The sequence below is a fragment of the Clostridium acetireducens DSM 10703 genome, assembly GCF_001758365.1.
Lineage (GTDB): Bacteria > Bacillota > Clostridia > Clostridiales > Clostridiaceae > Clostridium_C > Clostridium_C acetireducens.
The window spans coordinates 1-16,116 of the sequence record NZ_LZFO01000028.1; the positions used below are offsets into that span (position 1 = coordinate 1).

At 26.4% G+C, this 16,116-nt stretch carries 18 protein-coding genes; 2 read left to right on the forward strand and 16 right to left on the reverse strand.

Annotation, left to right across the window (positions count from 1 at the left end):
• Window positions 1-208 precede the first annotated feature (208 nt).
• Window positions 209-577 carry a CoA-binding protein gene (locus CLOACE_RS08685; RefSeq protein WP_070110716.1) on the reverse strand — a complete coding sequence of 123 codons (369 nt, stop codon included), beginning with the start codon at window positions 575-577 and terminating at the stop codon, window positions 209-211.
• 91 nt (window positions 578-668) lie between these two features.
• Between CLOACE_RS08685 and CLOACE_RS08690 the strand changes: the two genes are divergently transcribed.
• A complete protein-coding gene (locus tag CLOACE_RS08690; RefSeq protein WP_070110717.1) occupies window positions 669-1,895 on the forward strand; it encodes a BaiN/RdsA family NAD(P)/FAD-dependent oxidoreductase in 1,227 nt (408 codons plus the stop codon).
• Window positions 1,896-1,916: 21 nt separating this feature from the next.
• Here CLOACE_RS08690 and CLOACE_RS08695 read toward each other — a convergent pair whose 3' ends face one another.
• The 4 genes from CLOACE_RS08695 to CLOACE_RS08710 all read right to left on the reverse strand — a co-directional run bounded on the left by CLOACE_RS08695 (window position 1,917) and on the right by CLOACE_RS08710 (window position 5,799).
• A complete protein-coding gene (locus tag CLOACE_RS08695) occupies window positions 1,917-2,672 on the reverse strand; it encodes an acyl-[acyl-carrier-protein] thioesterase (protein WP_070110718.1) in 756 nt (251 codons plus the stop codon).
• A 128-nt stretch (window positions 2,673-2,800) separates the two neighbouring features.
• Window positions 2,801-2,986, reverse strand: coding sequence for a DUF1858 domain-containing protein (locus CLOACE_RS08700; RefSeq protein ID WP_070110719.1), 186 nt, complete (start codon window positions 2,984-2,986; stop codon window positions 2,801-2,803).
• 110 nt (window positions 2,987-3,096) lie between these two features.
• Window positions 3,097-4,383, reverse strand: coding sequence for an adenylosuccinate synthase (locus tag CLOACE_RS08705; protein WP_070110720.1), 1,287 nt, complete (start codon window positions 4,381-4,383; stop codon window positions 3,097-3,099).
• 12 nt (window positions 4,384-4,395) lie between these two features.
• Entirely contained in the window at window positions 4,396-5,799 is a 1,404-nt protein-coding gene (locus CLOACE_RS08710) for an NAD(P)/FAD-dependent oxidoreductase (protein WP_070110721.1), read from the reverse strand.
• A gap of 237 nt (window positions 5,800-6,036) precedes the next feature.
• Here CLOACE_RS08710 and pgsA point away from each other — a divergent pair, with 237 nt between their 5' ends.
• Window positions 6,037-6,555 (forward strand): CDP-diacylglycerol--glycerol-3-phosphate 3-phosphatidyltransferase, encoded by a 519-nt coding sequence (gene pgsA, locus CLOACE_RS08715; protein ID WP_070110722.1) that lies wholly within the window; start codon window positions 6,037-6,039, stop codon window positions 6,553-6,555.
• Window positions 6,556-6,631: 76 nt separating this feature from the next.
• Here the strand turns inward: pgsA and CLOACE_RS08720 are convergent, their stop codons facing one another.
• The 11 genes from CLOACE_RS08720 to CLOACE_RS08770 form a co-directional block, all read right to left on the reverse strand.
• Window positions 6,632-7,966 (reverse strand): replicative DNA helicase, encoded by a 1,335-nt coding sequence (locus CLOACE_RS08720; RefSeq protein ID WP_070110723.1) that lies wholly within the window; start codon window positions 7,964-7,966, stop codon window positions 6,632-6,634.
• Between the two features lie 32 nt (window positions 7,967-7,998).
• Window positions 7,999-9,894, reverse strand: a complete 1,896-nt coding sequence (gene lonC / locus CLOACE_RS08725) for a Lon family ATP-dependent protease (RefSeq protein ID WP_070110724.1) — start codon at window positions 9,892-9,894, stop codon at window positions 7,999-8,001.
• Between the two features lie 12 nt (window positions 9,895-9,906).
• Window positions 9,907-10,350, reverse strand: a complete 444-nt coding sequence (gene rplI / locus CLOACE_RS08730; RefSeq protein ID WP_070110725.1) for a 50S ribosomal protein L9 — start codon at window positions 10,348-10,350, stop codon at window positions 9,907-9,909.
• A gap of 2 nt (window positions 10,351-10,352) precedes the next feature.
• Entirely contained in the window at window positions 10,353-12,329 is a 1,977-nt protein-coding gene (locus CLOACE_RS08735) for a DHH family phosphoesterase (protein ID WP_070110726.1), read from the reverse strand.
• Window positions 12,330-12,343: 14 nt separating this feature from the next.
• Complete coding sequence (locus tag CLOACE_RS08740; protein WP_070110727.1) at window positions 12,344-13,327, reverse strand: YybS family protein; 984 nt, start codon at window positions 13,325-13,327, stop codon at window positions 12,344-12,346.
• An 18-nt stretch (window positions 13,328-13,345) separates the two neighbouring features.
• Window positions 13,346-13,663 (reverse strand): MazG-like family protein, encoded by a 318-nt coding sequence (locus CLOACE_RS08745; RefSeq protein WP_070110752.1) that lies wholly within the window; start codon window positions 13,661-13,663, stop codon window positions 13,346-13,348.
• A 187-nt stretch (window positions 13,664-13,850) separates the two neighbouring features.
• On the reverse strand, window positions 13,851-14,105 hold the full coding sequence (gene rpsR, locus CLOACE_RS08750; protein WP_070110728.1) for a 30S ribosomal protein S18: 255 nt from the start codon (window positions 14,103-14,105) through the stop codon (window positions 13,851-13,853).
• Between the two features lie 26 nt (window positions 14,106-14,131).
• Complete coding sequence (locus tag CLOACE_RS08755) at window positions 14,132-14,566, reverse strand: single-stranded DNA-binding protein (protein WP_070110729.1); 435 nt, start codon at window positions 14,564-14,566, stop codon at window positions 14,132-14,134.
• A gap of 12 nt (window positions 14,567-14,578) precedes the next feature.
• Window positions 14,579-14,866 carry a 30S ribosomal protein S6 gene (rpsF, locus tag CLOACE_RS08760; protein ID WP_070110730.1) on the reverse strand — a complete coding sequence of 96 codons (288 nt, stop codon included), beginning with the start codon at window positions 14,864-14,866 and terminating at the stop codon, window positions 14,579-14,581.
• Window positions 14,867-14,994: 128 nt separating this feature from the next.
• Window positions 14,995-15,189 (reverse strand): DUF951 domain-containing protein, encoded by a 195-nt coding sequence (locus CLOACE_RS08765; RefSeq protein WP_070110731.1) that lies wholly within the window; start codon window positions 15,187-15,189, stop codon window positions 14,995-14,997.
• 3 nt (window positions 15,190-15,192) lie between these two features.
• Window positions 15,193-16,077, reverse strand: a complete 885-nt coding sequence (locus tag CLOACE_RS08770) for a mechanosensitive ion channel family protein (protein ID WP_070110732.1) — start codon at window positions 16,075-16,077, stop codon at window positions 15,193-15,195.
• Window positions 16,078-16,116: the final 39 nt, after the last annotated feature.

Genomic DNA, 16,116 nt, shown 5'->3' on the forward strand with positions numbered 1-16,116 from the left:
GTTATAATCAGTATCATGAACCATAGTGAAAACCTCCTGTATGTTTATACTCAACACCTATATCATACATGATTTTCACTATGGTTTTAATATTTTTTATCTGTTGCATTTAATTTTACAATGAACCATTTTTTTATTTTTACTATGTTTATACTATATTTTGGTAATTATTTATGGTTTTATAATAAATAATCATATTGTTTAATGCTTATCTGTTAAGTTCTACAAGAGCACATCCTTGTATATAATTAATTTTATTATCTATACAAAATCTTTTTATAGCATCACTACCGGCACCTGGTTGAACTAATATATTATTTATTCCTAGTTCTTTTACTTCTTTTAGTATACTAATTCCATCTATAGGATTTATACACAAATCTATTACATCTATTTTATAAGGTATTTTTTTTAATGTATTATAAACTTTTTCAGAACTACTTCTTGGATTTACTCCTTTTACATTAAATCCAGAATCTAAAAGTGCATTTAAAATTTTGATAGCATATTTATTAGTATTTTCTACATCTCCAATTACTACCCAATTTTTATAATTTAATAATTCACTAGCTAACATGTATATTCCTCCTTTTTATTAACCATTTATAATATTATATGCTAAAATTAAATTGTTATAAATATTTAATTTACATAAAGGAGAGATAAATTTGTATCATGAAGTATTAGTAATAGGTGGAGGCGCCGCTGGAATAATTGCAGCAATTACAGCTAAAGATAATAATTGTAATGTAGCTATATTAGAAAAAAATGATAGAATAGCAAAAAAAATTTTAATTACAGGTAATGGAAGATGTAATATATCAAATAGCTGTATAGATTTTTCAAGATATCACAGTAATAATATTGATTTTTTTAACACTGTTCTAAATACTTTTAATTTAAAAAATACTATAGATTTTTTTGAATCTCTAGGCCTTCCACTAATAAAATTAGATGATGAAAAAATATTTCCTATGTCTTTGCAAGCTTCTTCAGTGGTTGATATACTAAAGTTATCTTTAGAAGATAGAAGTATACCAATATATACTAACTCTAAAGTCATGAATATAAAAAAAATTAATAATTATTTTGAAGTGTATACTGATAATTTAAAATATAAATGTAAAAAAATAATAATTGCATGTGGTGGTAAGTCAGCGCCTAATACAGGTTCTGATGGCTCTGGATTTAAATTAGCTGAATTATTAGGTCACACTATAATACCTACATTTCCTGCATTAGTACAACTTAAATCTAATTATACACGTTTAAAAGCCTTATCAGGAGTAAAATTTGATGGATTTGCCAGCATATACATAGATAATATATTCATAAAAAAAGAATTTGGAGAAATATTATTTACAGATTATGGATTATCTGGTCCTCCTATCCTTCAAATAAGTAGAATTGCTTCAGAAGGAATTTTAAAAAATCAAACTGTTACAATAAAATTAGATATTATTCCTTCTTACTCTTTAGAAAATTTAAAAGAATTTCTTGAAAATCATTGGGGTTTGTTTAGTTATAGAAGTGTATATACCTCTTTTATAGGTATAATAAATAAAAAAATAATACCTATATTACTAAAAGAAGCTAATATACAAAATATACATAAACCTTGTTATGAACTTACATGGAAAGAAAAAAATAATATATACTCTCTATTAAAGTCATGGGAATTTGAAATTTACGATACTAATTCTTTTAAGAATTCACAAGTTACTTCCGGAGGAGTTAATACAAAAGAAATTTGTAACACCACATTGGAATCTAAAATAATAAAAAATTTATATTTTGCCGGTGAAATATTAGATGTAGATGGGGATTGTGGTGGATTTAATTTGCAATGGGCTTGGAGTAGTGGTTTTATCGCTGGAAAAAATGCTTCTAAATAAAAATAAGCCCCTTTTAGGGGTTTACTTTTTATCTATTACCCATTTAGTTTCTGCTAATGTTAATGATTTATTGTTACTATCTAATATTTCATGTAAGCATATTAGCTCTTTTTCTTTATTATTTATTTCAGTTATAACCTTTATTTTTTCTCCATAAGTAGTTTCTTTTCTATATGCAACTTTTATACTTTTAAGCTTATAATCTTTTATTAAATCAATAGGTATGCTTTCTATAACCCAATTCACATATTTAACATTATTAACATGCTTATTAACATCTATATCACTGTATCTTACATTAAAATATTTTTCAGCATCTATTCTAATAGGAGAGTTTATTTTTTTTATATTTAATAATTTATTTTCACTTTTATCTAAGCCATATCCTTTATACATATCTTCAGTAATTCTTACTGCCTTTCTTTTATCTGTATTAATTAAAAGCCACACTGAATTTGCTTCTACAATAACCTGTCCATGAGTATCTGTTATTTCAAATTTTCTGTAAGCATAAAACTTTCTAAACGAATATGGTTCTGTTTTTACAACTATTTTTTCCCTATACATTGGATATTTTTTAATATCTATATCCCATTTGTATAATACCCATGCCATATGTTGATTACTTAAATAATTTATTCCTACATTTAATTCTTCTGATTGATATGTAGCTGTATCAGATAAATAATCTATAATTGTAGTTATCAGAACTCTTTTTTTATAATCTACTTCATAATAATGAATTTCATACTCTTTTTCGCATGCTATACCAGCCATATTATCACCTCAAATTTATCATTGTATAATTATATGATAACAGAAATATTTAGCTGAATATATTAATTAAATATTAATTTTAATTTAATAAATAATAAATAGCACAATGAATTTCATTGTGCTATTTATTATTTATTAAGTGCTTTTAATAATCCTTCTAAATCCATACCGTGTACCATAGCCGCTTGTTCTAAAGTTTCTCCTTGTGATGAAGGACAACCTACACACATCATTCCAAATGTCATAAGAACTTGTGCTGATTCTGGATAATTTCTGATTATTTCACCTATAGTCATATCCTTAGTTATTTTCATAATATCTACCTCACTTTTATCTTTAATTAATAGTTTTTATTTGTTAAAATTTTTTACTTATTTCATTATAAATTAAAAGCATTTTAACTACAAGTACTTACGGTTAAAATTTATATTTCAGATAATAGTATAGTTTGATCTCTCTTTGGTCCTACAGAAACTATGGATACTTTAGTATCTGTTACTTCTTCTATTCTATTTAAATATTTCATTACATTTCCTGGAAAATCACTATAATGTTTAGCATATTTTATATTCTCATCCCATCCATCAAATTCTTCATATATTGGCTTACATCTTGCTAAATCTTCTAAACTTGCTGGAATATAATCTATAATTTTTCCATCAAGTTCATAAGATACACATACTTTTATTTTATCTAAACCTGCTAACGTATCTATTTTTGTCATAGCAAAACTTGTTAATCCAGAAACTCTAGCAGAAGTTTTAAGTATAACTAAATCTAGCCATCCACATCTTCTTGCCCTTCCAGTAGTTACTCCAAATTCATGTCCTTTTTCTCTAATCCAATCTCCTGTACTATCATTTAATTCTGTAGGGAATGGACCTTTTCCAACTCTAGTTGTATATGCTTTTGCAATACCTACTACTTGATTAACCATAGTAGGACCTATACCGGCACCAGTACATACTCCACCAGCTATAGTACTTGAAGATGTTACATATGGATATGTTCCATAATCTATGTCTAATAGTGTTCCCTGTGCACCTTCAAATAATACACTTTTTTTAGATTTAATTTTATCATATACTATTACAGAAGTATCCTTTACAAAAGGTTTTAATCTTTCTTTATAAGCTATATATTCCTTATAAATTTCATTGAAATCTAAATATTCACCATGAAAGACTTTAGTTATTATATCATTTTTTACTTCTAAATTTTCTTTTAATAAATCTTCAAATATTTCTTCATGTAATAAGTCACAAACCCTTATTCCACTTCTTTCCATCTTATCTGTATAACATGGACCTATTCCTTTTCCTGTAGTTCCTATTTCTTTTTTGCCTCTTACTTTTTCTTTTATTCCGTCTAAAACTTTGTGATATGGCATTATAAGTTGAGCCCTATCACTTATAACCAAATTATCTGGAGTAATTTCAACGCCTAATCCTTTTAAATAATCCATTTCTTCAAATAAAGCTTTAGGATCAAGTACAACTCCATTTCCTATTATATTCATTTTATTAGAATACAATATTCCTGATGGTATTAAGTGAAGTTTATATTGTTTTTCTCCAACCTCTACTGTGTGTCCTGCGTTATTTCCTCCTTGAAATCTTACAACTACGTCTGCTTTTTCTGCAAGGTAATCTGTCATTTTTCCTTTACCTTCATCACCCCATTGGGCTCCTAATACTACAAATGATGCCATAAACATTCCTCCTTATTTATTTACTATATCTCTAGCAACTACAACTCCAGTAACTGATGCCTGCATTAATCCTCTAGTTATTCCAGCTCCATCTCCAATAGTATATAAATTTTTTATATTGGTTTCAAATTTATTATTAGTCTCAAATTTACTTGAATAAAACTTAACTTCAACTCCATATAAAAGTGTATTTTTACTATAAAGTCCTGGTGCTATCTTATCAAATGCCTTTAATGCCTCTACTATAGAAGTTAAATGCCTTTGAGGTAAAACAAAGCTTAAATCTCCAGGTACTGCATATTTTAAAGTAGGTATTGTAGTAGATTTTTTTAATCTTGAATAGTCAGTTCTTCTACCATTTAGTAAATCTCCTAACCTTTGAACCATTACTCCACCACCAGTAAGCATATTACCTAATTTTGCAATATACTGACCATAATCTATTGGTTGATCAAAAGGTTCCGTAAATGTAGTAGATACTAATACTGCAAAGTTAGTATTATCTGTTCTAAGTTCCTTTTCTGAATAACTATGACCATTTACTACTGCTATTTCATCATCATATCTTTCTTCTGATACAACTCCTCCTGGATTCATGCAAAATGTTCTAACTTTATTATCAAAAGTATCAGAATAATAAACAAGTTTTGCTTCATATAAATCCTTAGTTAAGTGATCCATTATAGAATTAGGTACTTCTACTCTAACACCAATATCTACTGCATTATTAGTAGTCTTTAAGTTGAGTTTTTTTGCCTCATTTGACAGCCACTCTGCTCCTCCTCTTCCTGGAGCTATAACTACATATTTAGAATTTATAATTTTTTCGCCATCTTTATTTACTAATTTAACTCCTTTTATTTCATTGTCTTCTACTATTATATCCTTTACTTCTGTTAATTCGTTAAATTCAGTATTTGTATTATCTACCAAATAGTGATACATCTTTTTTAATACACCATAGGCTAATTCTGTTCCTAAATGCCTAACTGGACATTCTATTAAACGAATATTATGTTTACTAGCTTCATATTTTATATCTTCAACTTTTTCATTATTTAATCCATAAACAGTTTCGTTTGCTCCAAATTTAAGATATATATCATCACAATATTTTATTAATTTATTGCATTCATCTTCAGAAAAATAATCTAAAATTCTGCCTCCCACTTCAGGGCTCAAAGAAAGTTTTCCATCAGAAAATGCTCCTGCTCCTGACCAACCAAAAGTTATACCGCAAGGATTACATTTTACACATTTCCCTGTTTTTCTTGCTGGGCAAGCTCTCTTTTCTATATTTCTTCCTTTGTCTACTATAAGAATATTAAAATTAGGATTAAGATTTGTTATTTCTAAAGCTGTAAATATACCTGCTGGACCAGCTCCTACTATAATAACATCATATATATTTTTCATCGCACATCCCTCCTGTAATATGTTATCAAAACTATATAAGTCAGTCAATAACAAATTACGAATATTATTTATTAATTTTATATTAAAGTTCGTATTTTTTATATAATTTTTACACCATTTTTAATATGTGGTATTATTTTAATATAAAACATTTATCATTGTAATTAATTTTATTATTGACTATATTTATAAAAAAATTAGTAAACAATGCAAAAATACTTTACAGGAGTGATATAAATGAATATTCCTAATATGCTTACTTTATTTAGATTATTTTTAATACCTGTATTTGCAATTACTTTTTTTTCAAATATAAAAAATAGCTTGATTTTTTCTATACTAATATTTTTGCTAGCAGGATTTACTGACATATTAGATGGATATATAGCTCGAAAATACAAACTTATTACTAAATGTGGAATAATATTAGATCCTTTAGCAGACAAATTAATGCTTATTACAGTTTTAACTTGCTTAACAATTAAATCTTATTCTCCTTTGTGGATATTAATAATAGTAACTATAAAGGAATTTTCTATGATAATAGGAGGAGCAATATTATATAATAAAAACACAGTAATACCTTCTAATAAATTTGGTAAAATAGCTACTCTTCTTTTTTATATTGCTATTTTTACAATGATTTTCAATGTAAAAATAGCAGATTTTCTATTATATATAGCTGTATTTAGTACTATTATAGCTTTTATAAATTATTTTGCTATATACTTAAAAGATAAAAAAGAAACCTCTTAATTCTCAATAAATTACACTATAAGAATATCTATTTCCTAATAAATAAGTATAAGTGCTACTAAAATTTTAGTAGCACTTATTGTTGATGTATAATATCCAATCTGGCAAACTTACTATACTGTCCAAACCAAGCTAGTTTAACAGTACCCGTTGGACCGTTTCTTTGTTTAGCTATAATACACTCTGCAACATTTTTTTCTTCACTATCTTTATTATAATACTCATCCCTATATAAAAACATAACTAAATCTGCATCTTGTTCTATGGATCCAGATTCTCTCAGGTCTGAAAGCATTGGTCTATGATCTGATCTGGCTTCAGGTGCACGAGATAATTGGGATAAAGCTATAACTGGACATTCCATTTCCTTTGCTAAAGCTTTTATTCCTCTAGATATCTCAGATACTTCCTGTTGTCTGTTTTCTATACTTCTACTGCCAGACATAAGCTGTAAATAGTCCACTACTATCATATCAATTCCTTGCTCTATTTTTAATCTTCTGCATTTAGATCTCATCTCCATAATAGATATAGCTGGGGTATCATCTATAAAAATTTTAGTAGCAGCAAGAGGTCCAGAAGCTTTAGCAATACTTTCCCAGTCCTTATCTTCTAAATTTCCATTTCTTAATTTTAACATATCTATATTAGCTTCAGAACATAATAGTTTAAAAGCAAGTTGTTGCTTTGACATTTCTAGAGAAAATACAGCTACACTTTTTCCTTCTCTTAAAGCCGCATATTGTGCAAGATTAAGTGCAAAAGTAGTTTTTCCCATAGATGGTCTTGCAGCTATTAAAATCATGTCTCCCTTTTGAAAGCCAGAAGTTTTAGCATCTAATTCCGGAAATCCAGAAGATATTCCGGTAGTTTCACCTTTATTATTAAATATTTTTTCTATCTGAATGAAACCTTCTTCAAGTACTGAACTCATAGGTTCAAAATCTGAAGAAGTTTTGTCACTAGCTATATTAAATATTTTCTTTTCTGCTGAATCTACAACCTTTTCCACATCATCTTGATTATTATAGCTTTCCTGAATTATTTCTGAAGAAGCTTTTATTAAATTTCTTAAAATAGATTTATTTTTAACTATTTTTATATAAGATTGTAAATTAGATGGTGAGAAAACCGAACCAGATATCTGACTTATATAAGTTATACCTCCACAATTTTCTAATTTATCTTTTGATTTTAAATTTTCCGTTAAAGTTATTATATCTACATCTATATCCTTTTGATACAATTCTACTATAGCACTAAATATTATTTTATGAGATTCACTGTAAAAATCATCACTTTTTAAAGCCTCAACTACTTGTGCTATAGAGGACTTATCTAAAATCATAGATCCTATTATAGATTGTTCTGCCTCCATATTTTGTGGTAAACTTTGAAGAGGCATTTCCATAATTCATCTCTCCATTTCAAAATTAGCTTTTATTAAAACACAATATCAATTAATTCTTCTATACTATCTACACATTTTACTATAATATCGGAGACATTAACAGGTATTTCATTAGAATTATCTTTGGGAATAATAACCATATTTATACCTTTTCTTCTAGCACCATATATTTTTTCAAATATTCCTCCTACAGGTTTTATTTTTCCTCTTAAAGATATTTCTCCAGTAACTGCTATATTTTGTTTTATAGGTTTATTTAAAAGAGCACTTATTATACAAATAGTAATAGCTGCACCTGCAGAAGGTCCATCTATTTTTCCTCCTCCTATAATATTTACATGTATATCATAATCTTTTATATCTTTATTAGTAATTTTTCTTATTACAGAGGCTGCATTAAATACAGAATCTTTCGCCATGCTACCTGCTGTATCATTAAATCTTACATGTCCTTGTCCATTTTTCTTTGCAGTAAATACTGATGCTTCTATTTCTATAGTAGTACCTATGTACCCACTTACACCTAACCCATATATATGTCCAACTTCGTATTCATTTTCATTTTTAACTTGTTCATAAGGCACCAATCTACTTATAGATATAATATCTTCTACATCTTTTAAAGATATATATATATCTTCCTCTGAAGGATCTTTATCTTTATCATAAAGTACATATCCATATACATCAGACAATATATTTATTGCCCTTCTTCCTTCTATAGTATATCTACTTATTAATTTAGGAACTCCCTTTTCTAATTTTATATTAAGCTTTTCAGCTGCATTTATTATTATATCCTCTATATCTTTAGAAGAAAGAGGTTCAAAATAAACCTCTGCACATCTTGATCTAAGGGCAGGATTTATTTCACTTGGTTCTCTTGTAGTAGCACCTATTAATACAAAATCTGCAGGAGCCCCTTTATCAAATAAGTATTTAACATACTTAGGTGTATTTTCATCTTCTGGATCATAATAAGAAGATGAAAACTCAACTCTTTTATCTTCCAATACCTTTAATAATTTATTTTGCAAAAATGTATCTAACTCTCCAATTTCATCTATAAATAATACTCCTCCATGAGCTTTTGTTACCAATCCCAATTTAGGTTCCGGTATACCAACTTCCGCCAAATCCCTTTTACTTCCTTGATATATTGGATCATGAACAGAGCCTAATAATGGATTTGTTATTTCTCTTGGATCCCATCTTAAAGTAGTTCCATCTACCTCTACAAATTTAGAATCATCATCAAAAGGAGTATACTTTAATTTTTTTGCTTCTTTTAAAGCTAATCTAGCAGCAGTAGTTTTTCCTATTCCCGGAGGTCCATATAATATAATATGTTGTGGATACGGTGATGAAATTTTTGATATAAGAGCTTTTATAGCCCTTTCTTGACCTATAATTTCTGAAAAACTTTCAGGTCTAAGTAAACTTTGAATATTCTTTGACAGCTTTTTAGAGTCTAATTTTTCAAGTTCAAAACACTTTTTTAGAGTCTTACTATTTTCTGGACCTTTTTGCTTTTTTATAATATTAAGTCTTATTTCATCTATATATTTTTGTTGTTTTTTTACTAATAATTTTTCAACTTCTGCCTCTATTTTATTTTCTACATATTTTTTAGCAATTAATTCTGCCATATTTTTATTTGTATTTTCCAAAACGCTATATACATTATTTTCATTAGGAATACTCTTAATACCTTTGCCATCGCTTAATATATTATTTAAAGCATAAAGTCTTTCATATATATCTTGGCTGTGTATATATTTTTGCAATTTATGTTTAATTACTCTAGCTCTTATTACATTTTCACTGATTACATTTTTTAACATATTAAATAAAATATTCACTTGTTCTTCTAAATTATATTTTTCTGTAAAATTATTTTTTAAGCTATCACTACAATTTGATTTCACCAAAGTTCCTCCTTATTTTTCAGAAATAACTACTTTTATCTTTGTAGAAATTTCAGGGTAAATTTTTATCTCAATATCATAAGTTCCTAATTGTCTTATATTATCTACTACTATTTTTTTCTTATCTATATTCAAATTAAACTTTTTCTTTAATTCATCTGATATGTCTTTTCCGGTAATAGAGCCAAATAATCTTCCATTTTCACCTGACTTAACATATAATTGTATTTCTTTTCCCTTAATTTGTTGTGCTATTTTTTGAGCTTCTTCTATTTCCTGTAATTTTTTTCTTCTTTCAGCTTCTTTTTTATTATTTAATATATGCAAATTAGCTTCTGTAGCTTCTTTAGCTAAATTTCTTGGAATTAAAAAATTTCTAGCATATCCATCTGCTGCATTTATTATATCTCCTCTCTTTCCTGATCCTTTCACATCTTTTAATAATATTACCTTCATTATTATTCACCTTCCTTAAAATATTTGTCTATAGCTATTTTTAGCTTTTTTAAACAATCTTCAAAAGTAATAAATTTCATTTTTGCTCCAGCCATAGTCATATGTCCACCGCCACCTAAATATTCCAATATTACTTGAACATTTATATTTCCTAGAGATCTACCACTTATTAATATGTCATCTTCTATTTTTACAAGGACAAAAGAAGCTTGAATATCTGTAATATTTAGTAATTCATCCGCTACTTGTGCGGCTAAAACAATATCATTAATATATTCAGGACATACTGCTATAGCAATATTTCTATTAATTTCTGATGATTTAATAATATCTGCTTTTTTTAGATACTTATCTAAATCATATGAAAAAAATTTCTTTACATTTACAGTATCTGCACCTAATCCTCTAAGAAAAGAAGCAGCTTCAAATGTCCTTACTCCTGTTTTAAAAGAAAAATTTTTAGTATCTAAATATATTCCCGCTAACAGTGCTTCCGCTTCAATTATTTCTAATTTAGGTTTGTCTAATATATATTGAATTATTTCTGTAACTAATTCAGACGCAGACGATGCATAAGGCTCTATATAATTTAGTATAGCCCCCTCTATAAAATCACCACTTTTTCTATGATGATCTATTATAACTATTTTACATGCATTTGTTACTACATCTACACTCTGTACATATCCTTTACTGTGTACATCTACAAGTATAAGTAAATCATTTTTATCTATCAAACTAATAGCTCTTTCACTTTTTATAAATGCATTATTATATTTATAATTTTTTTGAAACTTCTTTAATGCTAACTTTATTGCATTATTCATTTCATCTAATATTATATAACATTCTTTACCTAAACCACTAATAGTACTATAAAGTCCTATAGCTGCACCTACACAATCTATATCTGGATTTACATGCCCCATTATAAAAACTTTATTACTTTCATTTATTAAATTAAGTAAAGCTTGGGCTATGACCCTAGCTTTTACTTTAGTTCTCTTTTCTAATTCCTTTGTTTTTCCTCCATAAAACATCAATTTATCTCTTTCTTTAACTACTACCTGATCTCCTCCTCTTCCAAGAGCTAGTTCTTTTGCAGCCAAAGCAAATTTATAATTTTTTAAAGGAGTTTCTCCTCCTAATCCTACACCTACACTTAATGTAGTTGTAATCTTATTACTTATATTTATTTCTCTTATTATATCTAGTATATCAAATTTTTTGTTCATTTCCTTTTTAATATATTTACTTTGAATAGATAATATATATTTATTATTAGAATATTTTTTACACATTCCATTTAAACTTTGAGCATAAGTATTAATTGCTTTTTCTACTTTAGCTATTAAAAATGGTTTTTTATCTTCATCCGTAGCTTTTAATACATCATCTAAATTATCTACCTCTAAAAGCATTATACCTTCTTTATTGTCATCTATACTTTTTATAAGCATAAATACTTCTGTAACATCATATAAATAAATTAATATAACATCATTGTCATTAGATACATTTATAACATCACTATATATATCATAGTATCTCTCCTTTAGCTTTGAGTACCTAAAAGTAGTCTTATTCTTATCTAATATATGTCTTACATTAATCCCTTTTAATAATTTAGATATGTTTGTATTTAATACATCTTCTTCTTTTATTATTGAAGAAAAATTTTTATTATACCAAAGTATTTTGCCTTTAGTATCTATTATAACTAACGGAAAAGGCAAATGAATAATTGTGTTTTTGTTAGCACTATCTAATGTTAATGAAAAATCTTCTATAAACTTTTTCCATTGGTGCTTTCTTAATTTTATGTTTTTAATATTATATAATATTAAAAATATATATAAAATAAGAAAAATAGCAGCAATAAAAAATAATTTATACAAGAACATAATAAAAATTAATAAGGCTATTATTAACATATAAAGTACATTATTAACAACAAAGTAATCATATTTATTTAGCATATGTATCTCCTTTATTATTCCATATTATAATTTCTATTAGGATCTAACTTTCTAAAATCAAATATAATATCCATAAGTCCTAAATAAAATAGTAAAATGCTAATTGGAGAAAAAGCTACAAAAATAATTATAAAAGTAATAAAAGCTTTAGAAATATGGAATTTATTAACCATATAATATACCGCTAAAGATAATCCATCTATCATAAGTACAAACTTCATTATAACTCCTGTAGAATTAACTATATAATTAGAATAAGGTACATTATATCTATTTAATATAACTCCTACAAGCAAAAATATACCAATAATTGCACCAGTTTTACTATTTACATATATATTTCTAAAAGAAACTAAATTCTTCATATTATACCCTAGTTTTTTTAATATGCTATAGGATAAAATATAATTTAAATACCCAGAAATTATTGATGATAAAATAATAAAAGCAGGAATTACACTTAAAATTAATTCTGGAGTAAATAATTTTAAATATTCTTTTATAGGTTCTAAAGTATTTGTATCTACTCCCATATTAGTATAAAACTTTATAGATTCATTTATTGAACTATTAAATAATTTTAATAATTCATTTACGAAACTTGCCACACTTTGTTTATTAATAAGTATAATATATATTACAAATCTAAATAATGTTCCAATGATAGATACAAAAGCTAAAGATGCTATAGTAAAAAACATACTTTTATTCTTTTTAATACAAAATCCTAAAGTTATACCCGTTAATCCAAATATAACTGAAGCTAATATACCCTCTATAGGATTATAAAGCATAGCCATTAAAAAAGCACTTGCAAATACTGACCCAAAAGTCATAAACTTATCTTGACGCAAATATAGTACAGCAAAAGGTATTGGTATAAGAAAATTTCCTAACATAGAAAACACAGGTACATAACTATTAATAAGACTTAACATAACAACTAAAGCTGTAATTAATCCTGCTTCTGTTAAAGCTTTTGATTTATAATTTTTCATCTTATTCCTCCATATAAATTATTCTCTTTCTTTTAAATGAGTATATAGACGACTAAGTTCTTTACTGTTTTTTTCTATGTCATCTTCTTCAATTATACCTAACTTCAACTTTTTTTTCATATTTTCATCTACTGCAGCATAGGAATATCCCAGTTTAGCTGCTAAAATATACAATAAAGTTATTGCCCCGGAAATACATTCTAATATAGATTCTTGAGTAACATTACTTCCTTTAGTTAAAAGCTTAAAAAAATCCCCTATTATGCATATTAATTCAGCTTTTAACTTTTCTATAATTTTAACATTATACATTATATTAAAATCTGTTCTTTTAATTTTCATCATCCCCTTTATATCTATTAATTATATTTTAGTTATATTTCTATTTTTATGCAACAATATTACAGGTTTAAATTATTTTTTATTACATATAATTAATAAAATTCATAATATTTACTTAAAATGTATATTAATACAAAATCCCTATAGGATGAATCCTATAGGGATTTTTAAATAAAATAAATTACTCAGTTGTAAATGGTAATAATGCTATATTTCTAGCTCTTTTTATAGCTCTTGTAAGTTCTCTTTGGTGTTTAGCACAATTTCCTGAAATTCTTCTTGGTAATATTTTACCTCTTTCTGTTATATATTTTCTTAATTTATTTATATCTTTATAATCTATGTAATCAGATTTATCTAGACAAAAAGAACAAACTTTTTTTCTAGTTCTTCTTCCTTTTCCATAGCTTCTTCTTGAACCATCTCTACTTGCCATTTAAAAATCCCTCCTTACCTTAAAAATTAAAATGGTATATCTCCATCATCAATAGGAGTTACTTCTTCATCATATTGATTATCCTGGTTGAATTCATTCTTATTTTGTTGGAAATTTTGCTGAAAATCATTATTCATTGATTGCTTATTATTTCCCCATTCTAAAAATTGAACTTCATCCGCTATTACTTCTGTTACATATCTTCTAGTTCCATCTTTTGCTTCATAATTTCTAGTTTGAATTCTTCCTCCAACTCCTACAAGCTTACCTTTGCTCATGTAATTAGCTGTAGACTCTGCTTGTTTTCCCCAAACTACAATTGGTATAAAATCTGCTTCCCCGCTTTGTGAAAATCTTCTATTAACAGCTAAAGTAAATGTAGTAACAGCTGTACCATTCCCAGGAGTAAATCTCAACTCTGGATCTTTTGTTAATCTTCCAATTAATACAACCCTATTCAATAAAAACACCACCTATTTTTCATCATTGACTATTATGTGCCTTATAACAGAATCTGTAATTCTAAATATTCTATCTAATTCTTTTGGTAATTCAGGATTTGAACTAAAGTTAATTAAAGTATAGTACCCTTCATTAAACTTTTCTATTTCATAAGCAAGCTTTCTCTTGCCCCAGAAATCTACATTTTCTATTACGCCACCATCATTTTCAATTATTCCTTTAAATTTATCAATAACTGAATTAACAGTTTCTTCATCTACAGATGGCTTTACTATAAATATAGTTTCATACTTTTTCATTAAAATTCACCTCCTCCCTATGGACTGACGGCTGTAATTTCATACAGCAGGGACCACAATTCCTTATTATATCACTTTAATTTTTAAATATCAATATATTAAATTTAAATAACAAATTTTTAATTTTATTAATTACTTTCTTTATTAACTACTTTCTTCGCACTCTTTTCAAATTTATTTCTAGGTAACATAACTATTCTTCCACATCCTAAACACTTTATTTTAATATCTGCTCCTATTCTTATTATCTCCCAATTTTTACTTCCACAAGGGTGAGTTTTTTTCATTTCTACTACATCACCCAAATCAAAATTTTTAATCACATTTTATTCCTCCTTTATAATTTGTATTTTAGGATAAGGAATTTCAATATTATTTATATCTAATTGTTTTTTAATTTCTTTTCTAAGTTCCATCTCAATTGCCCATTGGGTCATAGGTTTTGCTTTAGCTACAACTCTTATAGTAACCCCACAATCTTTTAATTCTGAAATTCCCAAAACATTAGGTCCCTCTTTAATATCCTTGTTTTTTTCCTTAAAAGTGCTACAAACTTGAGATATTATATTAATTGCATTGTCCACATCTTCTTCATAAGCTATATCCACATCTACAAGCACCCTCATATTTCCTCTTGAATGGTTAGTTACTTTAGTAATAAGTCCATTGGGGATTATATGCAAATCTCCATTAAAATCTCTTAGCTTAGTAACTCTTAATTCTATACTTTCAACTATACCACTTTTATCTTCTATGCCAATATATTCTCCTACAGAAAATTGATCTTCTAATAATATAAAAAATCCATTTATAACATCTTTTATCAAACTTTGAGCTCCTAATCCTAATGCTACCCCCCCTATACCGGCAAAAGTTAATACTATTTTCCCAAAAAAAATCTGTATAATTGCAACTATACCTAAAAAATAAACAGTATATTTTACTATACTTTTTAAAATAGCTCCTAAGGTTTTAGATTTTTTATCATCTAATGAAAATTTAAGCTTTTTCTGTTTTTCTACAAATTTATTAATAATATGATTACTTATTCTTATTAATAAATACATTAATATTATTATGAATATTATTTTTATAATTTTAGATGTAAATATATATATATCTTCTGTTTTTATATTTATTAGTTTTCCAATTCTAATTGTTTCATTGTTAAAATCTATATTAGATTTAATAAAAGAACAAAATTTTTCCATAATACCGCACCTTATCATTGAATATATTTTATAAATAAT

Excerpts from the sequence above, each read along its gene's own strand:
- CLOACE_RS08695 (WP_070110718.1), bottom strand. The coding sequence starts at position 2,672 with ATGGCTGGTATAGCATGCGAAAAAGAGTATGAAATTCATTATTATGAA.
- CLOACE_RS08735 (WP_070110726.1), bottom strand. The coding sequence starts at position 12,329 with ATGCTAAATAAATATGATTACTTTGTTGTTAATAATGTACTTTATATG.
- CLOACE_RS08770 (WP_070110732.1), bottom strand. The coding sequence starts at position 16,077 with ATGGAAAAATTTTGTTCTTTTATTAAATCTAATATAGATTTTAACAAT.
- CLOACE_RS08700 (WP_070110719.1), bottom strand. The coding sequence starts at position 2,986 with ATGAAAATAACTAAGGATATGACTATAGGTGAAATAATCAGAAATTAT.
- rpsR (WP_070110728.1), bottom strand. The coding sequence starts at position 14,105 with ATGGCAAGTAGAGATGGTTCAAGAAGAAGCTATGGAAAAGGAAGAAGA.
- pgsA (WP_070110722.1), top strand. The coding sequence starts at position 6,037 with ATGAATATTCCTAATATGCTTACTTTATTTAGATTATTTTTAATACCT.
- CLOACE_RS08720 (WP_070110723.1), bottom strand. The coding sequence starts at position 7,966 with ATGGAAATGCCTCTTCAAAGTTTACCACAAAATATGGAGGCAGAACAA.
- CLOACE_RS08710 (WP_070110721.1), bottom strand. The coding sequence starts at position 5,799 with ATGAAAAATATATATGATGTTATTATAGTAGGAGCTGGTCCAGCAGGT.
- rpsF (WP_070110730.1), bottom strand. The coding sequence starts at position 14,866 with ATGAAAAAGTATGAAACTATATTTATAGTAAAGCCATCTGTAGATGAA.
- CLOACE_RS08740 (WP_070110727.1), bottom strand. The coding sequence starts at position 13,327 with ATGAAAAATTATAAATCAAAAGCTTTAACAGAAGCAGGATTAATTACA.
- rplI (WP_070110725.1), bottom strand. The coding sequence starts at position 10,350 with ATGAAGGTAATATTATTAAAAGATGTGAAAGGATCAGGAAAGAGAGGA.
- CLOACE_RS08685 (WP_070110716.1), bottom strand. The coding sequence starts at position 577 with ATGTTAGCTAGTGAATTATTAAATTATAAAAATTGGGTAGTAATTGGA.
- CLOACE_RS08705 (WP_070110720.1), bottom strand. The coding sequence starts at position 4,383 with ATGGCATCATTTGTAGTATTAGGAGCCCAATGGGGTGATGAAGGTAAA.